Genomic DNA, 18,726 nt, shown 5'->3' with positions numbered 1-18,726 from the left:
GCATAAGTGTTCTCAAAACGGTTTCATTTTTATCGAATTTTTGCACAACGCTTGACTTTTTTATTTGTGCAATCTATACTAGACCCGTTCTCTGATGTTTCGATGAATCGCATCGCCGCAGAGAGATGAAAGATTATACAATCAATCGAGGAGTGTTTGAATATGAAAAAGATTACCCGTCGCAGCTTCCTGGCTGCTGCTGGTCTGACCGCTGCCGCTCTGGCTCTGACTGCCTGCGGTGGTTCCTCTTCCAGCACCGCTTCTTCCACTGCAAGCTCTGCCGCTGCTTCCTCCGAGGCAGCTTCTTCCAGCGCTGCTGCTGAGCTGACCACCGTTGAGGCCGGCAAGCTGACCATGGCCACCAACGCTGCCTTCCCTCCGTATGAGATGACCACCGACACCGGTGCGTTCGAGGGCATCGACGTGGACACCGCACAGGCCATTGCTGAGAAGCTGGGTCTGGAGCTTCAGATCGACGACATGGACTTCGATGCTGCGCTGCTGAGCGTCCAGCAGGGCAAGGCCGACATCGTCATGGCTGGCGTCACCGTCACCGACGAGCGCAAGGCCGTCATGGACTTCTCCGACAGCTATGCTACCGGCATCCAGTCCATCATCGTTCCCGAAGGCTCTGACATCGCTACCCCCGACGATCTGGCCGGCAAGAAGATCGGCACCCAGCGCGGCACCACCGGTTACATCTACTGCTCCGATGATTTCGGCGATGAGAACGTCGTGGCTTACGACGACGGCCTGACCGCTGTGCAGGCTCTGAACAACGGCCAGGTGGATGCTGTCGTCATCGACAACGCTCCCGCCAAGGAGTTCGTTGCTGCCAACCCCGGTCTGGTCATTCTGGACACCAGCTATGCTGAGGAAGACTACGCCATCGGCATGGCAAAGGGTTCTGCTCTGGAAGATGCCATCAACGCTACTCTGGAAGAGCTGAAGGCTGACGGCACCCTGCAGTCCATCGTGGACAAGTACATCACCGCTGAGTGATCAGCGCGACCGTGCACCACGGGGAGGAAGCTCCAAAGGAGCCCCTCCCCTTTTTTGGAAAAAGAAGGTTACAAAAATCTGACAAAACAGGAAAGTGAGGATGCGAATGGCCGCACAATATGAACTGCTGAAAGAGCTGCTCAACAGCGGCACGAAGCTCAGCTTCGGGCAGGAATTCTTCTACAAATTTTATCAGGCGTTCATCCTGAAGGACCGCTGGATGCAGTACGTTCAGGGCGTGGGCACCACGCTTCTGGTCACGGCCATCGCACTGGCGCTGGGTGTGGTGCTGGGCAGCGTGGTCGCACTGGTCCGTGTAGCCCACGACCAGCAGCGCTCCGACCGCAGGAACCCGGTGCTGGGCTTCTTCAACGCCATCTGCCAGGTGTACACCACCATCATCCGCGGCACCCCCATGATGGTCCAGCTGCTCATCATGAGCATGGTCATCTTTGCCAACAGCCGCAACTTCACCATGGTCGGTGCGCTGGCGCTGGGCATCAACTCCGGCGCTTATGTATCCGAGATCATCCGCGGCGGCCTGATGGCTGTGGACCCCGGCCAGATGGAAGCCGGCCGCAGCCTGGGCCTGAACTACATAACCACCATGGTGGTCATCATCATCCCGCAGGCCATCCGCGCCGTGCTGCCGGCTCTGGGCAATGAGTTCATCGTCCTGCTCAAGGATACCTCGCTCATCACCGTCATCGGCGGCAAGGAGCTGCTGTATGCGGCCCAGGGCATCATGAACCGCACCTACGAGGCCATGTTCCCGCTGTGCGGCGTTGCACTTGTTTATTTGATCCTCGTCATGCTGTTTACCTGGCTGCTGACGAAGTTTGAGAGGAGGATGGCTCAAGGTGACCGATAAGATTCTGGAAGTCCGCGGTCTGACCAAGACCTACGGCGGCGACAAGAAGAAGGGCGCAAAGCAGCCCACCCCCACCCTCGATGTCCTGAAGGGCATCGACATCGACATCTACCGCGGCGACGTGGTCTGCCTGATCGGCCCTTCTGGCTGCGGCAAGTCCACCTTCCTGCGCTGCCTGAACCGGCTGGAGATCCCCACCGGCGGCTCCATCAAGTTTGAGGGCGTCGAGATCGATGACAGCCACATTGATGCCGTCCGCCAGAAGATGGGGATGGTGTTCCAGCACTTCAACCTCTTCCCGCACCTGACGGTCAAGCAGAACCTCTGCCTGGCCCCCACCCTGCTCAAGCTGAAGAACCAGCAGGAAGCTGACAAGCGCGCCGAAGAGCTGCTGGCCCGCGTCGGCCTGTCCGACAAGGCCGACGCCTACCCCAAGAGCCTGTCCGGCGGCCAGCAGCAGCGCATCGCCATTGCCCGCGCCCTGGCCATGGACCCGGACGTCATCCTCTTCGATGAGCCTACCTCCGCGCTGGACCCCGAAATGGTCGGCGAGGTCCTGGAGCTGATGAAGGAGCTGGCCCACACCGGCATCACTATGCTGGTCGTCACCCACGAGATGGGCTTTGCGCGCGAGGTCTCCAACCGCGTTATCTTCATCGACGACGGCAAAGTCCAGGAGGACGAGCCCCCGCAGGAGCTGTTCGCCAACCCCAAGCATCCCCGCCTGAAGGCGTTCCTGTCCAAGATGCTGTAACATTGCTTTCAACAAAAAAATCTCCGCGCAGCTGCGCGGAGATTTTTTTGTTTCCTGCTGCCTGATCAGGCGTTCAGCACTGATTTTCCCGTCAGAGGGTCCGGGATGCCCAGCAGGGCCAGGATGATGGCCATGCGGATATACACGCCGTTGTGCACCTGGTCAAAGTAGGCGGCGCGGGGGTCGTTGTCCACATCGAGCTTGATCTCGTCGATGCGGGGCAGCGGGTGGAGCACCGGCATATCAGCCGGAGCCTGCTCCAGCAGCTTTGCATTCAGGGAGTAGCAGCCCTTCAGCCGGAGGTAATCCTCCTCGTTGAAAAAGCGCTCCTGCTGGATGCGGGTCATGTAGAGGACATCGAGGGTGGGCAGCTCGGCTTCGAGGTCGGCAGTCTCCTTGTAGGTCTGGTGGAGCGGCGTCAGCGTCTCGTCTTTGACGTACTGCGGGATGCGCAGTTCCTCCGGCGAGATGAAGACGAACCGGTTCCCCTCAAACTGGCTCAGCGCAGCGGTCAGGGAGTGGACCGTCCGGCCAAATTTGAGGTCGCCGCAGAAGCCGATGGTCAGATGGTCCAGCCGCCCTTTGCGCTGGCGAATGGTCATCAGGTCGATCATGGTCTGGGAGGGGTGGGCGTGCCCGCCGTCGCCTGCATTGATGACGGGCACCCGCGCATACAGGGATGCGCGCAGGGGTGCGCCCTCTTTGGGGTGGCGCATCGCGATGATGTCGGCGTAGTTGCTCACGACACGGGCCGTATCGGCCACCGTTTCGCCCTTGCTGGCGCTGGACAGCTGCGCCCCGGCAAAGCCCAGCGTCTTGCCGCCCAGCCGCAGCATGGCCGACTCGAACGAGAGCCGGGTGCGGGTGGACGGCTCATAGAACAGCGTTGCCAGAATGCGCCCGTCGCAGAGATGGGCATAGGGTGCGGGGTCTGCCTCCATCCGGTCGGCAAGGTCGAGAAGGGCCAGCTGCTCGTCCAGAGAAAAGCTGTTCGGCTCAATGAAATGTCTCACAGCCATTCTCCTTTCAGCACGAACTTCTCACGCTCGGCACCGGTGGAGATGAACTGGATCTCGTGGTCCAGCTGCTTTTCGAGGAACTCCACATAGCCTTTTGCCTCTTTGGGCAGCTCGTCCCAGCTCTTGCAGCCGGAGAGGTCGGTGTTCCAGCCGGGCAGCATCGTGACGACCGGCTCCATCCGGTCCAGGTCAGACAGCGTGTCGAAGCGGGGGACTTCCACACCGTCCAACTTGTAACCAGTGATGACCGGGATCTCGTTCATGCTGCTCAGAACGTCCAGCTTGGTCAGGGCGATCTTGTCCGCTCCCTGGCAGGCCAGACCGTAGCGGCTGGCCACGCAGTCAAAGGGGCCGACGCGGCGGGGGCGGCCGGGGGCCGCACCGTATTCGCCGCCTGCCTTCCGCAGCTGCTCATTCCAGTCCTCGTCCATGGCATGTTCTGCGGCGAAGGGGCCTGCGCCCACACAGGTGGAGTAGGCTTTCAGCACACCGACCACATGGTCGAGCCGGCAATTCGGGATGCCGGCCCCCAGCGGCGCATAGGCGGCCAGCGTATTGGAGCTGGACGTGAAGGGGAAGATGCCGTAGTCGATGTCCCGCATGGCACCCAGCTGGGCTTCCAGCACGATGCGCTTGCCGCTGTCGTGGGCCTGCTGTAAAAAGGCGCCCACGTCGCAGATGAACGGTGCGAATCGCTCGGCCTGGGTCCTGCACCAGTCCAGCAGCGCGTCATAGGACATCTTTTCCTGATGATAGCAGCCTGCCAGCTCCATGTTCTTGGAATCCAGGATCATGTGCAGGCGGTTTTGGGTGCGCTCTTCGTCCAGATGGAGCAGGTCGCCCAGACGCAGGGTCTTCTTGCGGTATTTGTCGCTGTAGGCGTAGGCGATGCCGCGCCGGGTGGAGCCGAAGGCGCTCCCCTTTTTGGCCAGACGGTCTTCTTCCAGACCATCCTGCACCTTGTGCCAGGGCATCGAGATGGTGGCCTTGTCGGAGAGCTTCAGGTTTTTGGGGCCGATCTCCACGCCGCGGGCCTCGATGGCCTGCATCTCGTTCGAGAGGTGGTCGAGGTCGATGACCATACCGGTGCCCAGCACACAGGTGACATCCGGGTGCAGGATGCCGGAGGGCAGAAGGTTCAGGATGAACTTGCCCTTTTCGGTGACGACGGTGTGCCCGGCATTGTTGCCGCCCTGATAGCGGGCAACGACATCGGCGTTTTCGGCCAGCAGGTCGATGACGCGGCCTTTGCCCTCATCGCCCCAATTGATTCCAGTAACAGCGGTCAGCATGATTTGTTATAACCTTCTTTTTGTTGTTCTCAATGGTCTGCGCTCTGGTGGGCAGACCGTAGTTTTTTCAGATTTCCTCTTGCAATTTTCGATTGCAGTGCTATTATACGAGCAGGAAAAGAATGTGTAAAACGTATCCTGCACATGGCTGCAATATGATTTTTACATGGAGGAGGGTAACATCTCATGTACGTGGACTGGGAATACTACAAGATCTTCTATTATGTTGCAAAATACCAGAATTTCACCAAGGCGGCGCGGGTGCTGGGCAACAACCAGCCCAACATCACCCACTCGATGAACCGGCTGGAAAGCCAGCTGAACTGTGTGCTGTTCATCCGCTCCAACCGGGGCGTGACCCTGACGCCGGAGGGCGAGATGCTCTATTCCCGCATTGCATCGGCGGCGGTGCAGATTCAGGACGCCGAGGAGGAGCTGAGCGCCAGCGCCACGCTGGAGCACGGTGCCATCAGCATCAGCGCCACCGAGACGGCCCTGAACATCTACCTCTCCGAAAAGCTGCGGGACTTCCACACCGAGTACCCCGGCATCCGGCTGCGCATCTCGAATCACTCCACCCCGCAGGCGATGCAGGCCGTGAAAAACGGCGAAGTGGATTTTGCCATCGTCTCCACCCCGGCCGAGGTGGAACCGGGGCTGAAGCGGGTGGAGTTGAAACCGTTTTATGAAGTGCTGGTGGGCGGCAGGACCTTCACGGCCCTGGCCAGCCAGAACCTCTCCTTAAAGGAACTGGAAAATTACCCGCTCATCTCCCTGAGCGACGAGAGCACGACCCGCAGCTTCTACCGGCAGTTCTTTCTCGACCACGACGCGGTGCTCCGGCCCGACACCGAGGCCGCCACCACCGACCAGATGCTCACGCTGGTCAAAAGCGAGCTGGGCCTCGCCTTTGTGCCGGAATCCATGGCGGCCGAGCCGCTGGCGCGAGGCGAGATCGTCCAGCTCCATCTGCGGGAGATCATCCCCCAGCGCTCCATCTGCCTGGTCTACGACCACCACCGCCCGCTGAACACCGCTGCGCGCAAGTTCCAGAAGCTGCTGACCAGCCCGGAAGAAACGCATTGAAAAAATGCACCCGCACTCTTTTGTTCCCGGAACGCAAAAAAGCCCCAGAAACACAAAAACCCGCCTGGCAGCGGTTTTTTGTGTATAGAGGGGTGGGAAAGTATATAAAGTTGGGAATCGCATATTCAGTGGCAGGAGCACAGCATTCTTGCCATTTGCCCCCTGCGATATGTATTATACCCATTTTTCTTTTCTTGTCAAACAAATTTTTTGCCGTTTGCTTTAATTTTACACTTTACATTTTGGTCAAAACTTTATATAATTAACGCAGTCAGATTTTTTCTGCTTCTTTTCGATGTTTGTGCTATTTTTACAACATTAAAACTTTACTTTCAAAAATTTTTATGGATTCCAACATATTTCAAAAAAGGAGACCTTCCCCATGGATGATTTAGACCGCAAGATCCTCTCCCTGCTCGCCAAAAATGCCCGGATGCCGGTCAAGGAGATCGCCGAGCAGGTCGCATTGACCAGCCCCGCCGTTTCCAGCCGCATCCACAAACTGGAGACCGACGGCATCATCAGCGGCTATACCGTAGTGCTCAACCGCCCGGCCGACCGGGTCTATGTGGACGCCCTCATCAGCCTGTCCGTGACGCCCAGCCACCGGGACGAGCTGGTGGAACTGATGCAGAACAGCAAGGAAGTGCTGCAATGCTACCACGTCACCGGTGCCTACACCTTCCTTATCAAAGTCAGCTGCGGCAGCATGCCCCAGCTGGAGCACCTCATTTTACAGTTCCAGAAGCTGGGCACCACCAGCACCCAGATCATCCTTTCCACCCCCGTCAACCACGGCGACCTGGAAGCAATGATGCTGTAAGACCACCCATCCCATAAAATATTTCATCCACCGCCGGGGCAGAATGCAATTTTTTGCCCCGGCGGTTCGTATATCCGGTACAAGGCCCTTCCGCCGCCCGCATAGACCGGCGCGGGGCGGGCATCCTAATGATACGCGCGGGGACTTCCCGCACACTGTTTGCAACGAAAGGAATCCAGCCTATGAAGTCCATGACCAAACGCCTCCTCGCCGCCCTGCTGGCTGTGGCCGCTCTGTTCGCTCTGGCGGGCTGCAGCAAGTCCGACAAGGCCGACGCTGCCCCCAAAGACTACACGAAGATCCTCCACGACGCTCGCCCGGACGAAGACAACGAATATTATATGATCTTCTCCCCCGGCGAAGACGGCAAGTTCACCGCCCAGTACGGCTACAGCGACAGCTACGACGCTGCCCAGCTGGATGAAGAGATCCGCAACATGCTGCTCCCCCTGCTGAACCTCGAAGAGGACATGTACACCGACTTTGCCGCCTCCGTTTCCGGCATGATGGTGCAGAGCTACGGCATCGCCATCGTCAAGCCCGCCGAGGGCAAACAACAGGCCGTATCCGAAGCCCTGGATGCCTACGTCCAGAGCCAGATGCAGAGCATGGAGCATTATCTGGAAGACCAGTACCAGATTGCCGCGTCATCTCATATCTCCACTGCTCCCACCGGCGAGGTGATTCTCGTCTGCTGCGAGAACCCCGAAGCCGTGATGAACGCCATCAAAACGGCGCTGGCCGCATAAGCTCCTCCGCCTTCCCGCTTTCACCGCGCTCTGTTTTGGGGGCGCGGTGTTTTATTTTCTTCCGCAAACTGGGTCAAATGGGCACTCTGTGCAAAAAGTTTTTTCAAAATCCCTCCAAATCACTTTCCAAAAGTGGTTTTTTGATGTATTCTATTCCTATCCGCTGTGTGTCTGCCACGCAGACGGAACGCTAAAAACGAAAGAGGGGTGCGCACAGATATGCTGAAATATCTGGCAAAACGCATCGGGCGCTCGATTTTGACCCTGTTCGTCATCGTGACGCTCGTTTTCTGCCTGCTGCGGCTGATGCCCGTGGAAGGCTACTTTGCAAACTACGAAAAAATGACCGAGGCCCAGATCCAGGCGGGCCTCCAGTCCATGGGCCTGCTGGACCCGCTGCCGGTGCAGATCGGGCGGTTCTGGTGGAATGCACTACACGGCGACCTCGGCGTCAGCCATATTTATAAGGTCAATGCGCCTGTGACCGGCATCCTGGCCAAAAAGCTGCCCATCTCGGTGCAGATGGGTGTTTTCTCCATGCTGCTGAGTCTGGTCGTCGGCATCCCGATGGGCCTGTTCATGGGCCGGTTCAAGAACCGCTGGCCGGATAAGATCGGCACGGCCATCATCGTGCTCATCCAGGCCGTGCCTGCCGCCGTGTATTATCTGTACATTCAGATGTACGGCACCACCGCGCTGGGCGTCGGCCTGCTGTTCGATGCCTCCAACTGGAAATACTGGGTGCTGCCTATCTGCTCCATGAGCCTGGGCAACGTGGCCTTCTACGGCATGTGGCTGCGCCGCTACATGGTGGATGAGAGCAACAAGGACTACGTCCGCCTGGCACTGGCCAAGGGCGTGAGCGAAAACAATATCGCGCTGCACCACATCTTCCGCAACGCCATGGTCCCGCTGGTGCAGTACATCCCGTCGGCCTTCCTGAACACCGTCGTCGGCTCCATCTACATCGAGAGCCTGTACAGCATCCCCGGCATGGGCGGCCTGCTGGTGACCTGTGTGCAGCGGCACGACAACACCATGGTGCAGGGCATCGTGCTGCTCTACGCCTGCGTGGGCATCATCGGCCTCATCCTGGGCGATCTGCTCATGGTGCTCATCGATCCCCGCATCAACTTTGGCAAGAAAGAAGGTGGCCGATAATGCTGTTCCACATGAAAGACCAGAAGGCAGCTGTGCTGGAAAACGACCTGAACAAGCTGCAAAAGGACGGCCCCGCTGTCTGGGCCAGCCTGCCGGAAGACGAGCTGTTCACCCCTGCCGGCTTCAGCGAAGAGCAGGCCGAGGCAACGGCCTACTCCAACTACAGCTACTGGGGCAGCACGTTCCGCGCCTTCTTCAAGAACAAGATGGCCGTGGCGCTCCTCATCGCGCTGGTGGCCGTGGTGGCTTTTGCCTTCGTGCAGCCCCATCTGCCCGGCCAGGTGGACCCCAACCTCTGTGAGGTGGACCCCGCCACCGGAATCCAGTACCGCAACATCGCCCCCGGCCAGCAGGGCTTCATCTGGGGCTCCAACGCCATCGGCCAGGACCTGTGGGCCCGCATCTGGGCCGGTGCCCGCACCAGCCTGACCATCGCCTTCTTTGTGGCCATGATCGAGGCCGTGGTGGGCATCACCGTGGGTGTGCTGTGGGGCTATGTCCGCCAGCTCGACTTCTTCTTCACCGAGCTGTACAACATCTGCGACAACATCCCCTCCACCATCATCCTGATCCTGATCTCCTACGTGGCTTCCCCCAGCATCCAGACGCTGATTTTGGGCATGTCGCTCACGGGCTGGATCGCCATGGCGCGCTTCATCCGCAACCAGATCCTGATCATCCGCGACCGCGACTACAACGTCGCCTCCCGCTGCATCGGCACCCCCACCTCCCGCATCGTGCTGCGCAACCTGCTGCCCTATCTGGTGTCGGTCATCATGCTGCGCATGGCGCTGACCATCCCCGCCGCCATCGGCAGCGAAGTGTTCATCACCTACATCGGTCTGGGCCTGTCGGTGGAGACGCCCTCGCTGGGCAACCTCATCAACGACGGGCGCAAGGTCATGATGCAGGCGGGCCTGCGGTATCAGCTGCTCTACCCCACCATCATCCTGAGCTTTGTCACCATCGCGTTCTACCTCATCGGCAACGCCTTCTCGGACGCTGCCGACCCGAAGAACCACATGCAGTAAGGAGGGACAGAAGATGGAAAAGAATCAGCTGATCCTTTCAGTCAAGGATTTGAACATCCAATTCAACCTGCGTGGAAAAGCGCTCCACGCCATCCGCGGCATCGACCTGGACATCTACCACGGCGAGGTCCTTGCCATCGTGGGCGAGTCCGGTTCGGGCAAGAGCGTGTTCACCAAGAGCTTCATGGGCCTGCTGGACGCCAACGGCTCTATTTCCAGCGGCACCATCGACTACTTCGGTGCTGATGACGGAAAGCCCATCCGCCTGTCCGACCTGAAAAAGGAAAAGGACTGGCTCCGGGTGCGCGGCCACGAGATCGCCATGATCATGCAGGACCCCATGACCAGCCTGAACCCGCTGAAGACCATCGGCGACCAGATCATGGAAGCCGTGGAGCTGCATCAGGGCCTGCGCGGCAAGGCCGCCAGAGAGAAGACGCTGGAATACCTGCGGGATGTCGGCATCGCCGACCCGGAGGTCCGCTTCGGCCAGTACCCGCACGAGTTCTCCGGCGGTATGCGCCAGCGCGTCGTCATCGCCATTGCGGTGGCCTGCAACCCGCAGATCCTGATCTGCGATGAACCGACCACCGCGCTGGACGTGACCATCCAGGCGCAGATCTTGCAGCTGCTCAAGGAGATGCAGGTCAAGTACAACCTGACCATCGTTCTCATCACCCACGACCTCGGTGTCGTGGCCAACATCGCCGACCGGGTGGCCGTCATGTATGCAGGCGACATCATCGAGATCGGCACCTCGGACGAGATCTATTACGACCCCCGCCACCCCTACACCTGGGCACTGCTGTCCAGTATGCCCCAGATGGGCATCAAGGGCGAGGACCTGTTCAACATCCAGGGCACCCCGCCGAACCTGTTCACCGAGATCCACGGCGACGCCTTTGCGCCCCGCAACCCGCAGGCGCTCAAGATCGACTTCGTCAAGCGTCCGCCGTATTTTGAGATCAGCCCCACCCACAAGGCCAAGACCTGGCTGCTGGACCCGCGGGCACCCAAGGTGGAGCCGCCGCTGGCGGTCCGCCTGCTGAAAGAGGAGGGGATGTAAAATGGCAGAGGAACGTGAAACGCTTCTGGAGGTCAAAGACCTCGAAGTGACCTATGGTTCCGGCAAAAAAGCCTACCGCGCCGTGAACCGCGCCAATTTCAAGATCTACAAGGGCGAGACGTTCGGCCTGGTGGGCGAGTCCGGTTCCGGCAAGACCACCATCGGCCGCGCCATCATGCGCATCCTGCCCACTTCCGGCGGCGAGATCCTGTACAAGGGCCAGAAGATCAACGGCAAGATCTCCCACGCGCTGGACCAGCAGGTCATCAAGGAGATCCAGATGATCTTCCAGGACCCGCAGTCCTCCCTGAACGAGCGCGCCAAGGTGAGCTACATCGTCGGCGAGGGCCTGATGAACGTCCGGCCCGACCTGACCGCTGCCCAGCGGGAAGAAAAAGTCCGCCAGGCGCTGCTGGATGTCGGCCTGCTGCCCGAATTTGCCTCCCGCTTCCCGCACGAGTTCTCCGGCGGCCAGCGCCAGCGCATCGGCATCGCCCGCGCCCTCATCGTGGAGCCGGAGTTCATCATCGCCGATGAGCCCATCTCTGCACTGGATATGTCCATCCGCGCCCAGGTGCTCAACCTGCTGCGCCATCTGCAAAAGGAGCGCGGCATCACCTACCTGTTCATCGCGCACGACCTGTCCGTCATGCGGTACATCTCGGACCGCATCGCCGTCATCCACAAGGGTGACATCGTGGAGCTGGCCGACGCCGAAGAGCTGGTGAATCACGCCATCCATCCCTATACCCGCAGCCTGCTTTCGGCCATCCCCATGCCGAACCCCCGGCTGGAGCGGAAGAAAAAGCTGCTGGTCTACGACCCCGCCATGCACGATTACACCGCCGAGCCCCCGCAGTGGCAGGAGCTGCGGCCCAATCACTTCGTGCTCTGCAATGCGACCGAAGCCGCACAGTGGATTCGCGAATCGTAAACTCTCTCAAATTTTTTAGGCTCTGTTTCGGCATTGTTCACCCTTTGTTTCTTGACTTTTGCCGGTGCCTTTACTACAATAGCAGGGAACGCATTGCACAATTTTTAACAAAAGGATAGGTTTTATGACAACGACCAGCAATGTTCTCTATGCGTCACAGGCTCGCCCGTGGCTCAAATATTATGACCCCAATTACATCGACCAGCCGATGCCGGAATGTTCTGCTTTCGACTTTGTCCGGCAGCAGAACAAGAACCGCCTGTCGGAAACGGCCCTCGAATATTATGGCCGGAAGTTCACCTATGCAGACTTCATCGTGAACACCAAGAAGACCGCTGCTGCCTTCCGGGCGGCAGGCGTCCGAAAGGGTGATATCATCACCGTGGTCAGCGTGATGACCCCGGAGGTCATCTATGCGTTCTACGCTGCTGACCGCATCGGCGCGACCCTGAATCTGGTGGACCCCCGGTACAGCGCCGACGGCATTCATGAGTACATCGAGGAAGTGGATTCTCATCTGCTGATCTGCCTGAACGTGGTGTATGACCGCTGCCGTCAGGCTGCCCGGCGCACCCATGTGGAGCGGGTCATCGTGCTTTCCCCGGCCGACTCGCTGCCCCTGCCGCTGGCCATCGGCTACAAGGTCTCCAATCCCGACCGCAACAAGTACGACTCCAATGCCCTGATGTGGAAGCAGTTCATCGCAAACGGGCAGGACGCCAGCACCGCCGGTGAGCCCTATGACCCGGACCATGCCTGTGTGGTGGTCCACACCGGCGGCACCACCGGCTCCCCCAAGGGCGTCATGCTGACGGACCGGAACTTCAACGCCCTCGCTCAGCAGTTTGCCGCATGGCATGCCCTGTTCCGGAAGGGGCAGACGCTCATGAACGTCATGCCCCCCTTCATCGCCTATGGCTACGCCTGCGGCGTCCACATGCCGCTGGCCCTGGGGCTGAAGGTCGTCATCATCCCGAATCTGGACCCCGCCAAGCTCGGCAGCCTTCTGTTGAAGCACAAGCCCGAACACATGTTCGGTGTGCCTTCCCATTACCAGCAGATGGCCGCTGACCCCAAGCTGAAAAACAAGGATCTGTCCTTCATCCGCAACTACGCCGCCGGCGGCGACGCCATCTCCATCGGCGCAGAAAAGACGGTGAACGACTTCCTTGCCGCCCACAACGTGGAGTATCCCCTTGCCAAGGGCTACGGCATGACGGAGGTCTCCTCCGCTGCCACCATCGCCGCCGGCACCATCACCAAGCCCGGCAGCGTGGGCATCCCCATGGTGAACACCCTTGTGTCGGTGTTCGAGCCGGGCACCACCAAGGAACTGCCCATCGGCGAGCGGGGCGAACTGTGCATCTGCAGCCCCTCCATGATGAAGGGCTACTACGGCAAGCCCGAAGAGACCGCGAACATCCTGCGCACCCACGAAGACGGCACGGTGTGGGCCCACACCGGCGACGTGGGCTACATGGACGAGGACGGCTTCGTCTACCTCGACAGCCGCATCAAACGCCTCATCATTCGCCACGACGGCTTCAAGGTCTTCCCCTCGATGATCGAAAACGTCATCAGCCAGCACCCCGCCGTCCACCAGTGTTCCGTGGTGGGCTGCACCGACAAAGACCATGTGCAGGGCCGCCTGCCCTTCGTCTTTGTGGTGCTGAAGCCGGAGGCCGCTGCTTCCACGAAAAAGCGCCAGATCATCAAGGAACTGCGCCAGATGTGCGCTGAGGAACTGCCCGAATACGTCCAGCCCGTGGGCTACAAGTTCCTCGACGCCATGCCCATGACCCCTGTGGGCAAGTTCGATTACCGCAAGCTCGAAACGGAGATCACCTCCCGCGATTACTGATAGAAAGGAAGTCCCTGTCCCCATGAAGAAAAAACTCATCAGCCTTGCCCTTTCGGCGGCTATGCTCTTTGCCGGGTTCAGCATCTCTGCCTTTGCAGAAGAGCCGCTGACCGGGTCTGAACCCGAACCCGCTGCCGCGGAGGCTGTGGAAGAAGAGGAGAACTCCCTCTTCCGCAAGCCCGCCGCAGAACAGACGCCTGAGACCACCGAGGGCGAAGCTGCCGACGAGACGGCGGAGCCTGAAGAGGAAAAGCAGCCCCTGTATGTTGCACTGGGCGACAGCATCTGCGCCGGTGTCGGCCTGACCAGCGTGCAGTACGCCCACAACCTGATGGGTGTGGACGTCTCCTACAACTTCAAGGGCTACCCGGATGCCTGCTATGTGGGCCAGGTCGCCCAGACCCTCGGTCTGGACCGCGACCACGCCATCAACCTCGGCCTGCCCGGCCTGATGAGCGCCGACCTCGTCGAGCTGGTCAAGACCGGCAAGATGAGCGAGATGAACACGCTCTCCGGCTGCCAGTACGATTATCCGGAGATCCTGGAGTACCTCAAGGAGGCCGACATCATCTCCATCCAGATGGGCTCCAATGATGCCTTCGTGCCCACGGTCGTTGCCATTGGCAACGCCACCAACTGGAAGAGCGAAGACCTCGCCTCCATCGTGCTGAGCGGCAACCTGCGCAGCAAGGACCCGGAGACCAGGGCCGCCTTCCAGGCCAGCATGAAGAAGCTCAGGCTCACCAAGAGCGAGACGGACGCGGTGTGGAACCTCGTCACCTCCGGCATGAACAAGATCTGCACCGACGCCTACCCCGTCAGCACCGCGAACATCCGCTCCGTTGTCGAGACCGTCCGCGCCCTGAACCCGGACGCACAGATCCTGCTCATCGGTGCCACCAACCCCGTTCCCCTGCTGCCCAGCTGGAGCAATTATTTCAACAAGCTCAACAAGTTCCAGAAGCAGCTCGCCGAGGTCTATGACATCGACTACGTGGCAGTGCCCTACGCTCAGACGGAGCTGGACGGCCACCCCACCGTCTCCGGCCACAAGTACATTGCCAAGAAGATCGTGAAGGCCATCCAGAACGGCTGATCCCGAACATAAAAAACTCCCCGAACCGTGACGTTCGGGGAGTTTTTTCATGCCGTTCTTCAGCTCAGCCGGCCGCTCTCGACCGAGAAGCTGACATCGGCCACGGCCATGGTGGACTTGCGGTGGGAGACCAGCAGAACGGTCTTTTCCCTGCATTCGTCCCGCACCGCCTTGAGGATGATGCCCTCGTTCAGGCTGTCGAGGTTGGAGGTCGGCTCGTCCAGCAGGAGGAAGGGCGCATCGTGGAGGAAGGCGCGGGCCACACCGATGCGCTGGCGCTCGCCGCCGGAGAGGGCACCGCCCAGCTCGCCCACCGGGGTATCGTAGCCCTTGGGCAGCTTCCGGATGAAGCCGTCCAGCGCCGCCTTTTTGCAGGCCGCTTCCACCTCGGCACGGGTGGCATCGCGCCGGGCAATTTTGATATTATTCTCGATGGTGTCGTCAAACAGTTCCGTCTCCTGCGTCACAAGGCTCTCCTGTGCCCGCAGTGCAGCGGTATTCACGCGGCGGATGTCCTCTGCACCAAAGCGGATGCTGCCGCCGGAAACATCCCAGAAGCGGAGCAGCAGCCGCAGGAAGGTCGATTTTCCGCTGCCGGAGCGGCCCGTGATGCCCACGATCTTCCGTTCGGGGATGGTCAGGCTCAGGTCGTGCAGGACTTCCTCGTCCGCGTAAGCGAAGCGGACCTTCCGGGCCTCGGCACCGGCAAAGGCCGTGTCGGCCCCATCAGTCACGTCGGCCGTGACCGGTTCTTCGTCCAGCAGGTCCAGCACACGGTCGGCGCTGGCAAACACCTGGGTCAGGCTTGCGCCGAGGTTGGCCAGCGCCACCACCGGGCCGAAGGAGCTCAGTGCAGCCAGCGTGCAGACCAGCACCCCATCGGCATCCAGCGCGCCGTTCTGGTACAGCTGGAGGCTGACCCCCAGCACGGCCAGGACGGTCAACAGGATGAGGGTGTTGGTGGCACCCACCGTCACGCCCTCGCGGTACTTCAGCGTCTTCTGCTTCTCCCCCAGCGCCTCGCTGTGAGCCGCAATGCCCTCGGCGCGGTTGGCGGTGTCCTGATATTGCAGCGTATCCCGCAGGCCGCGCAGGTTTTCCAGCATATAGCTGTTGGTGTCGGCGAGGGTCTGGCGGTAGGCGCGGGCGGCTTTGTCACCACGTCTGGCCGACCACACAGGCAGGGCCGCGCCCACCAGCAGGTAGCCCGCCAGCAGCACCAGCGCTGGCAGCAGATGATACCGGGCCGTGAAGCAGGTCATGCCGACGACACAGACCACCGCGATGCAGACCGGCGAGATGGTGTGGGCATAAAAGACTTCCAGCTGTTCGATGTCGGCGGTGATCAGGCTGATGAGGTCGCCGCGGTCGCGGCCCTCCAGCTTGGCGGGGGTCAGGCGGCGGAGCGCCCCAAAGACCCGATCGCGGATGAGGGCCAGCAGCTTGAAGGCGATAGAATGGTTGGATGCCTGCTCGGCATACCGCAGCACACCGCGCAGCAGCGCAAACACTAAGATGCAGGCAAAGACGGTGCCCACCGAGGGGATGGGGCTTTCCAGCCCGGCGGCAGCCAGCAGGCCGAAGCCACCGAAGATGGTGATGAAGGTGGCGCAGAAGTATCCCGCCACCCCCATCGCGATGGCAGCCAGCATCACAGGCAGCATCGGCCGGACCAATACGATGAGCCGCCGGACGATCGCAACCGGACTGCGTTTTTTCGGTGCGTTCATGCGCTCACCTCCCCAAGGTCTTCCAGCTGTTTCTGGGCGTTGTACAGGCGGCTGTAGACGCCGCCTTCGGCCAGCAGGGCCTCGTGTTTTCCCTGCTCGGCGATGCGGCCGCCGTCCATGACGTAGATGCAGTCGCTGTCCACCACATTGGCCAGGCGGTGGGAGATGAGGATGACCGTCTTCTTCCCCGCCAGCTTGCGGATGGCCGCCATGATGTCGTTTTCACTCTCGGCGTCCACATTGGAGGTGGCTTCGTCGAAGAGGTAGATGGGCGAGTCGTGCAGCAGCGCACGGGCCATGGCCAGACGCTGGCGCTGCCCGCCGGACAGGTTTGAGCCGCCCTCATGCAGCGGGGTGTCCAGCCCCTGCTGGCTGCGGCAGAACGCGGCAAGGTTCACCTCTTCCAGCGCGGCCCAAAGTGCAGCGTCATCGGCAGCGGGCGCTGCCATCCGCAGGTTGGAACCGACCGTTCCCCTGAAGATGGCCGCATTGTGCGGCACGACCGTCAAGGTGCGCAGGCGGCTCTCTTCCCGGAGCATCTGCACCGGCACACCCCCCAGCGTCACGCTGCCCGTATACCCGGTGCGGGCACCGGATAGAATGGCCGCAATGGTGCTTTTGCCGCAGCCGGACTCGCCCACCAGCGAGACGAAGCTGCCCTGCGGGATGCACAGCGAGACATCGTGGAGGATGGTGCGGTCGTTCTCGTAGCCAAAGGTCACATGGTCCAGCTTCAGGGTTGTATCCTCCCCTGCTTCCTGTGTGCCGTCGGCAGGCTCGTCCGCCGCCAGCAGACGGAAGATCTTCTCCGCCGAGGCTGCTCCGTTCATCGCGATGTGGAAGTAGCTGCCCAGCAAGCGGAGCGGCAGGAAGAAATCTGCCGCCAGCAGAAGAATGGTCAGCGCCGCTGTCAGGGTGATCTGCCCTTTGGCAAACGCCGCCACCGCGCTGATGATGCCCAGCCCCGCGCCGCCATAGGCCATCAGGTCCATGAGGGTCACGGAGTTCAGCTGCATGGTCAGCACTTTCATCGTGATCTTCCGGAAGCGCTCGGCCTGCCGGTTCATCTCCTCATGCTTCCAGCCGTCGGCCTGGTAGATCTTCAGGGTGGTCAGGCCCTGAATGTTTTCCAGAAAGCTGTCGCCAAGGGTGGTGTATTCGCCCCAGTATTTGTCCAACAGCTTTTTGGCGAATTTCTGCACCGCCACGATGGACATGGGGATCAGCGGCACACAGCACAGCAGGATGATGGCCGACCGCGCATGGACGCCCACCAGCAGCACAAAGAGGGTGACCGGGGCCAGCAGGCTGTAGAACAACTGAGGCAGATACTTTGCAAAGTAGGTGTCGATCTGCTCCACGCCCTCACTGGCCAGCATGACGGCCTCACTGGTGGCGACAGTCTCGCTGTAGCCCGCGCCCAGGCGTGTGAGTTTTTCGTAAATCTTGCTGCGCAGGGTGCGCTTGACATCCTTGGAGGCGCAGTCGCTCATGCTGGATGCCAGCAGGGTGAAGACATACCGCAGCGGGATGGTGAACAGGCAGAGCACAAAGTCCTGCCGCAGCATCTCGTGGGTCAGCCCGCCCGCAAAGACGGCTCCCACCAGCTGGGCAATGACCCGCACAAAGATGATGTTGCAGAGCATCCCCAGCCACTGGAACGCCACGTTCGCGCCCACAAAGCGCATGGCGCCCCGGTCAAAGGAGATCAGCTTTTTGTTGATCACGATACCGCCTCCGTGTCTTCGCTGGCGTCCGGGCCGAACATGCGGTCGTATGCGCCGGTAAAGGCCCGCTCCGGCAGTGCCGAGGTCAGGGCCAGCGCGGCCGTGCAGCGCTCCTCTTCAGTCAGGTCGATCTTCACGGGCGGGAAGTTTGCCAGCACCGTTTCCAGCTGCTCCTTCACTGCTCTGGCCACAAAGATGCCGCGGTCGGTCAGGTAGATCTTGCCATAGTGCTCCTTGACGATCATGCCGTGGTCCATCAGCAGGTTCATGATCCGCACCACCGAGGGCTTGGTCACGTTCAGCTTTTCCGCAATGCTGCGGGAGCAGATGTCCAGATGGGTCTGCGACACCTCATAGATTGCCAGCAGATACCGCAGATGCGCCGGTGTCAGTTCCATGCTTATCACACTCTTTTCATCGGGATTTTCAACCTCTCCGGCACGGCAGCGCATTGCCGGAAAGGTCTGGAGATGTTATCCAAAGCTAACTTTTATTTTTCTAAAAAAGGGCGCGGGCCGATTTGC

General features: G+C 60.5%; 17 protein-coding genes. 12 read left to right on the top strand and 5 right to left on the bottom strand.

The features are described from left to right. The first annotated feature begins 162 nt into the window (after window positions 1-162). The 3 genes from J3350_RS09920 (at window position 163) to J3350_RS09910 (ending at window position 2,627) form a co-directional block, all read left to right on the top strand. On the top strand, window positions 163-1,002 hold the full coding sequence (locus J3350_RS09920; RefSeq protein ID WP_097791949.1) for an ABC transporter substrate-binding protein: 840 nt from the start codon (window positions 163-165) through the stop codon (window positions 1,000-1,002). A gap of 106 nt (window positions 1,003-1,108) precedes the next feature. Next, window positions 1,109-1,873 (top strand): amino acid ABC transporter permease, encoded by a 765-nt coding sequence (locus J3350_RS09915; RefSeq protein WP_207686497.1) that lies wholly within the window; start codon window positions 1,109-1,111, stop codon window positions 1,871-1,873. After that, window positions 1,863-2,627, top strand: coding sequence for an amino acid ABC transporter ATP-binding protein (locus tag J3350_RS09910; RefSeq protein WP_097791951.1), 765 nt, complete (start codon window positions 1,863-1,865; stop codon window positions 2,625-2,627). Before J3350_RS09915 ends, J3350_RS09910 begins: the two co-directional genes overlap by 11 nt. A gap of 65 nt (window positions 2,628-2,692) precedes the next feature. On the opposite strand, the gene pyrB is transcribed toward J3350_RS09910, so the two are convergent. Then, window positions 2,693-3,640, bottom strand: coding sequence for an aspartate carbamoyltransferase (gene pyrB / locus J3350_RS09905; protein WP_370569310.1), 948 nt, complete (start codon window positions 3,638-3,640; stop codon window positions 2,693-2,695). After that, window positions 3,637-4,938, bottom strand: a complete 1,302-nt coding sequence (locus J3350_RS09900; RefSeq protein ID WP_207686496.1) for an adenylosuccinate synthase — start codon at window positions 4,936-4,938, stop codon at window positions 3,637-3,639. The genes pyrB and J3350_RS09900 overlap by 4 nt, the downstream gene beginning before the upstream one ends. Window positions 4,939-5,124: 186 nt before the next feature. On the opposite strand from J3350_RS09900, the gene J3350_RS09895 reads away from it, so the two are divergent. From J3350_RS09895 to J3350_RS09855, 9 genes are all read left to right on the top strand, one after another. Further along, window positions 5,125-6,024 carry a LysR family transcriptional regulator gene (locus J3350_RS09895; RefSeq protein ID WP_097791954.1) on the top strand — a complete coding sequence of 300 codons (900 nt, stop codon included), beginning with the start codon at window positions 5,125-5,127 and terminating at the stop codon, window positions 6,022-6,024. A 382-nt stretch (window positions 6,025-6,406) separates the two neighbouring features. Then, a complete protein-coding gene (locus J3350_RS09890; protein ID WP_055189621.1) occupies window positions 6,407-6,847 on the top strand; it encodes an Lrp/AsnC family transcriptional regulator in 441 nt (146 codons plus the stop codon). A gap of 182 nt (window positions 6,848-7,029) precedes the next feature. Continuing rightward, window positions 7,030-7,596 carry a DUF4358 domain-containing protein gene (locus J3350_RS09885; RefSeq protein WP_242700241.1) on the top strand — a complete coding sequence of 189 codons (567 nt, stop codon included), beginning with the start codon at window positions 7,030-7,032 and terminating at the stop codon, window positions 7,594-7,596. A gap of 219 nt (window positions 7,597-7,815) precedes the next feature. Next, the gene (locus J3350_RS09880) at window positions 7,816-8,757 is read left to right on the top strand and encodes an ABC transporter permease (protein WP_207686495.1); all 942 of its coding nucleotides are present in this window, start codon (window positions 7,816-7,818) and stop codon (window positions 8,755-8,757) included. Further along, window positions 8,757-9,788: an ABC transporter permease gene (locus J3350_RS09875; protein ID WP_207686494.1), complete on the top strand. Its 1,032-nt coding sequence runs from the start codon at window positions 8,757-8,759 to the stop codon at window positions 9,786-9,788. The genes J3350_RS09880 and J3350_RS09875 overlap by 1 nt, the downstream gene beginning before the upstream one ends. A 13-nt stretch (window positions 9,789-9,801) precedes the next feature. Further along, window positions 9,802-10,854 carry an ABC transporter ATP-binding protein gene (locus J3350_RS09870; protein WP_207686493.1) on the top strand — a complete coding sequence of 351 codons (1,053 nt, stop codon included), beginning with the start codon at window positions 9,802-9,804 and terminating at the stop codon, window positions 10,852-10,854. A 1-nt stretch (window position 10,855) separates the two neighbouring features. Then, window positions 10,856-11,788, top strand: coding sequence for an ATP-binding cassette domain-containing protein (locus tag J3350_RS09865; RefSeq protein ID WP_097791958.1), 933 nt, complete (start codon window positions 10,856-10,858; stop codon window positions 11,786-11,788). A 124-nt stretch (window positions 11,789-11,912) separates the two neighbouring features. Further along, the gene (locus J3350_RS09860; protein ID WP_207686492.1) at window positions 11,913-13,649 is read left to right on the top strand and encodes a class I adenylate-forming enzyme family protein; all 1,737 of its coding nucleotides are present in this window, start codon (window positions 11,913-11,915) and stop codon (window positions 13,647-13,649) included. A gap of 22 nt (window positions 13,650-13,671) precedes the next feature. After that, a complete protein-coding gene (locus J3350_RS09855; RefSeq protein WP_207686491.1) occupies window positions 13,672-14,745 on the top strand; it encodes a GDSL-type esterase/lipase family protein in 1,074 nt (357 codons plus the stop codon). Between the two features lie 59 nt (window positions 14,746-14,804). Here J3350_RS09855 and J3350_RS09850 read toward each other — a convergent pair whose 3' ends face one another. The 3 genes from J3350_RS09850 to J3350_RS09840 are packed head-to-tail and all read right to left on the bottom strand — an operon-like array spanning window position 14,805 to window position 18,600. Then, window positions 14,805-16,475: an amino acid ABC transporter ATP-binding/permease protein gene (locus J3350_RS09850; RefSeq protein WP_207686490.1), complete on the bottom strand. Its 1,671-nt coding sequence runs from the start codon at window positions 16,473-16,475 to the stop codon at window positions 14,805-14,807. Beyond that, on the bottom strand, window positions 16,472-18,202 hold the full coding sequence (locus J3350_RS09845; RefSeq protein WP_207686489.1) for an ABC transporter ATP-binding protein/permease: 1,731 nt from the start codon (window positions 18,200-18,202) through the stop codon (window positions 16,472-16,474). Before J3350_RS09845 ends, J3350_RS09850 begins: the two co-directional genes overlap by 4 nt. Continuing rightward, the gene (locus tag J3350_RS09840; protein WP_118553615.1) at window positions 18,199-18,600 is read right to left on the bottom strand and encodes a metal-dependent transcriptional regulator; all 402 of its coding nucleotides are present in this window, start codon (window positions 18,598-18,600) and stop codon (window positions 18,199-18,201) included. Before J3350_RS09840 ends, J3350_RS09845 begins: the two co-directional genes overlap by 4 nt. Between the last annotated feature and the right edge of the window lie 126 nt (window positions 18,601-18,726).

Source organism: Faecalibacterium sp. Marseille-Q3530, from assembly GCF_017377625.1.
Taxonomy (GTDB): Bacteria; Bacillota; Clostridia; order Oscillospirales; family Ruminococcaceae; genus Faecalibacterium; species Faecalibacterium prausnitzii_E.
Note: the sequence above shows the minus strand (reverse complement) of the source record. Positions and strands in the feature narration are given on the sequence as shown.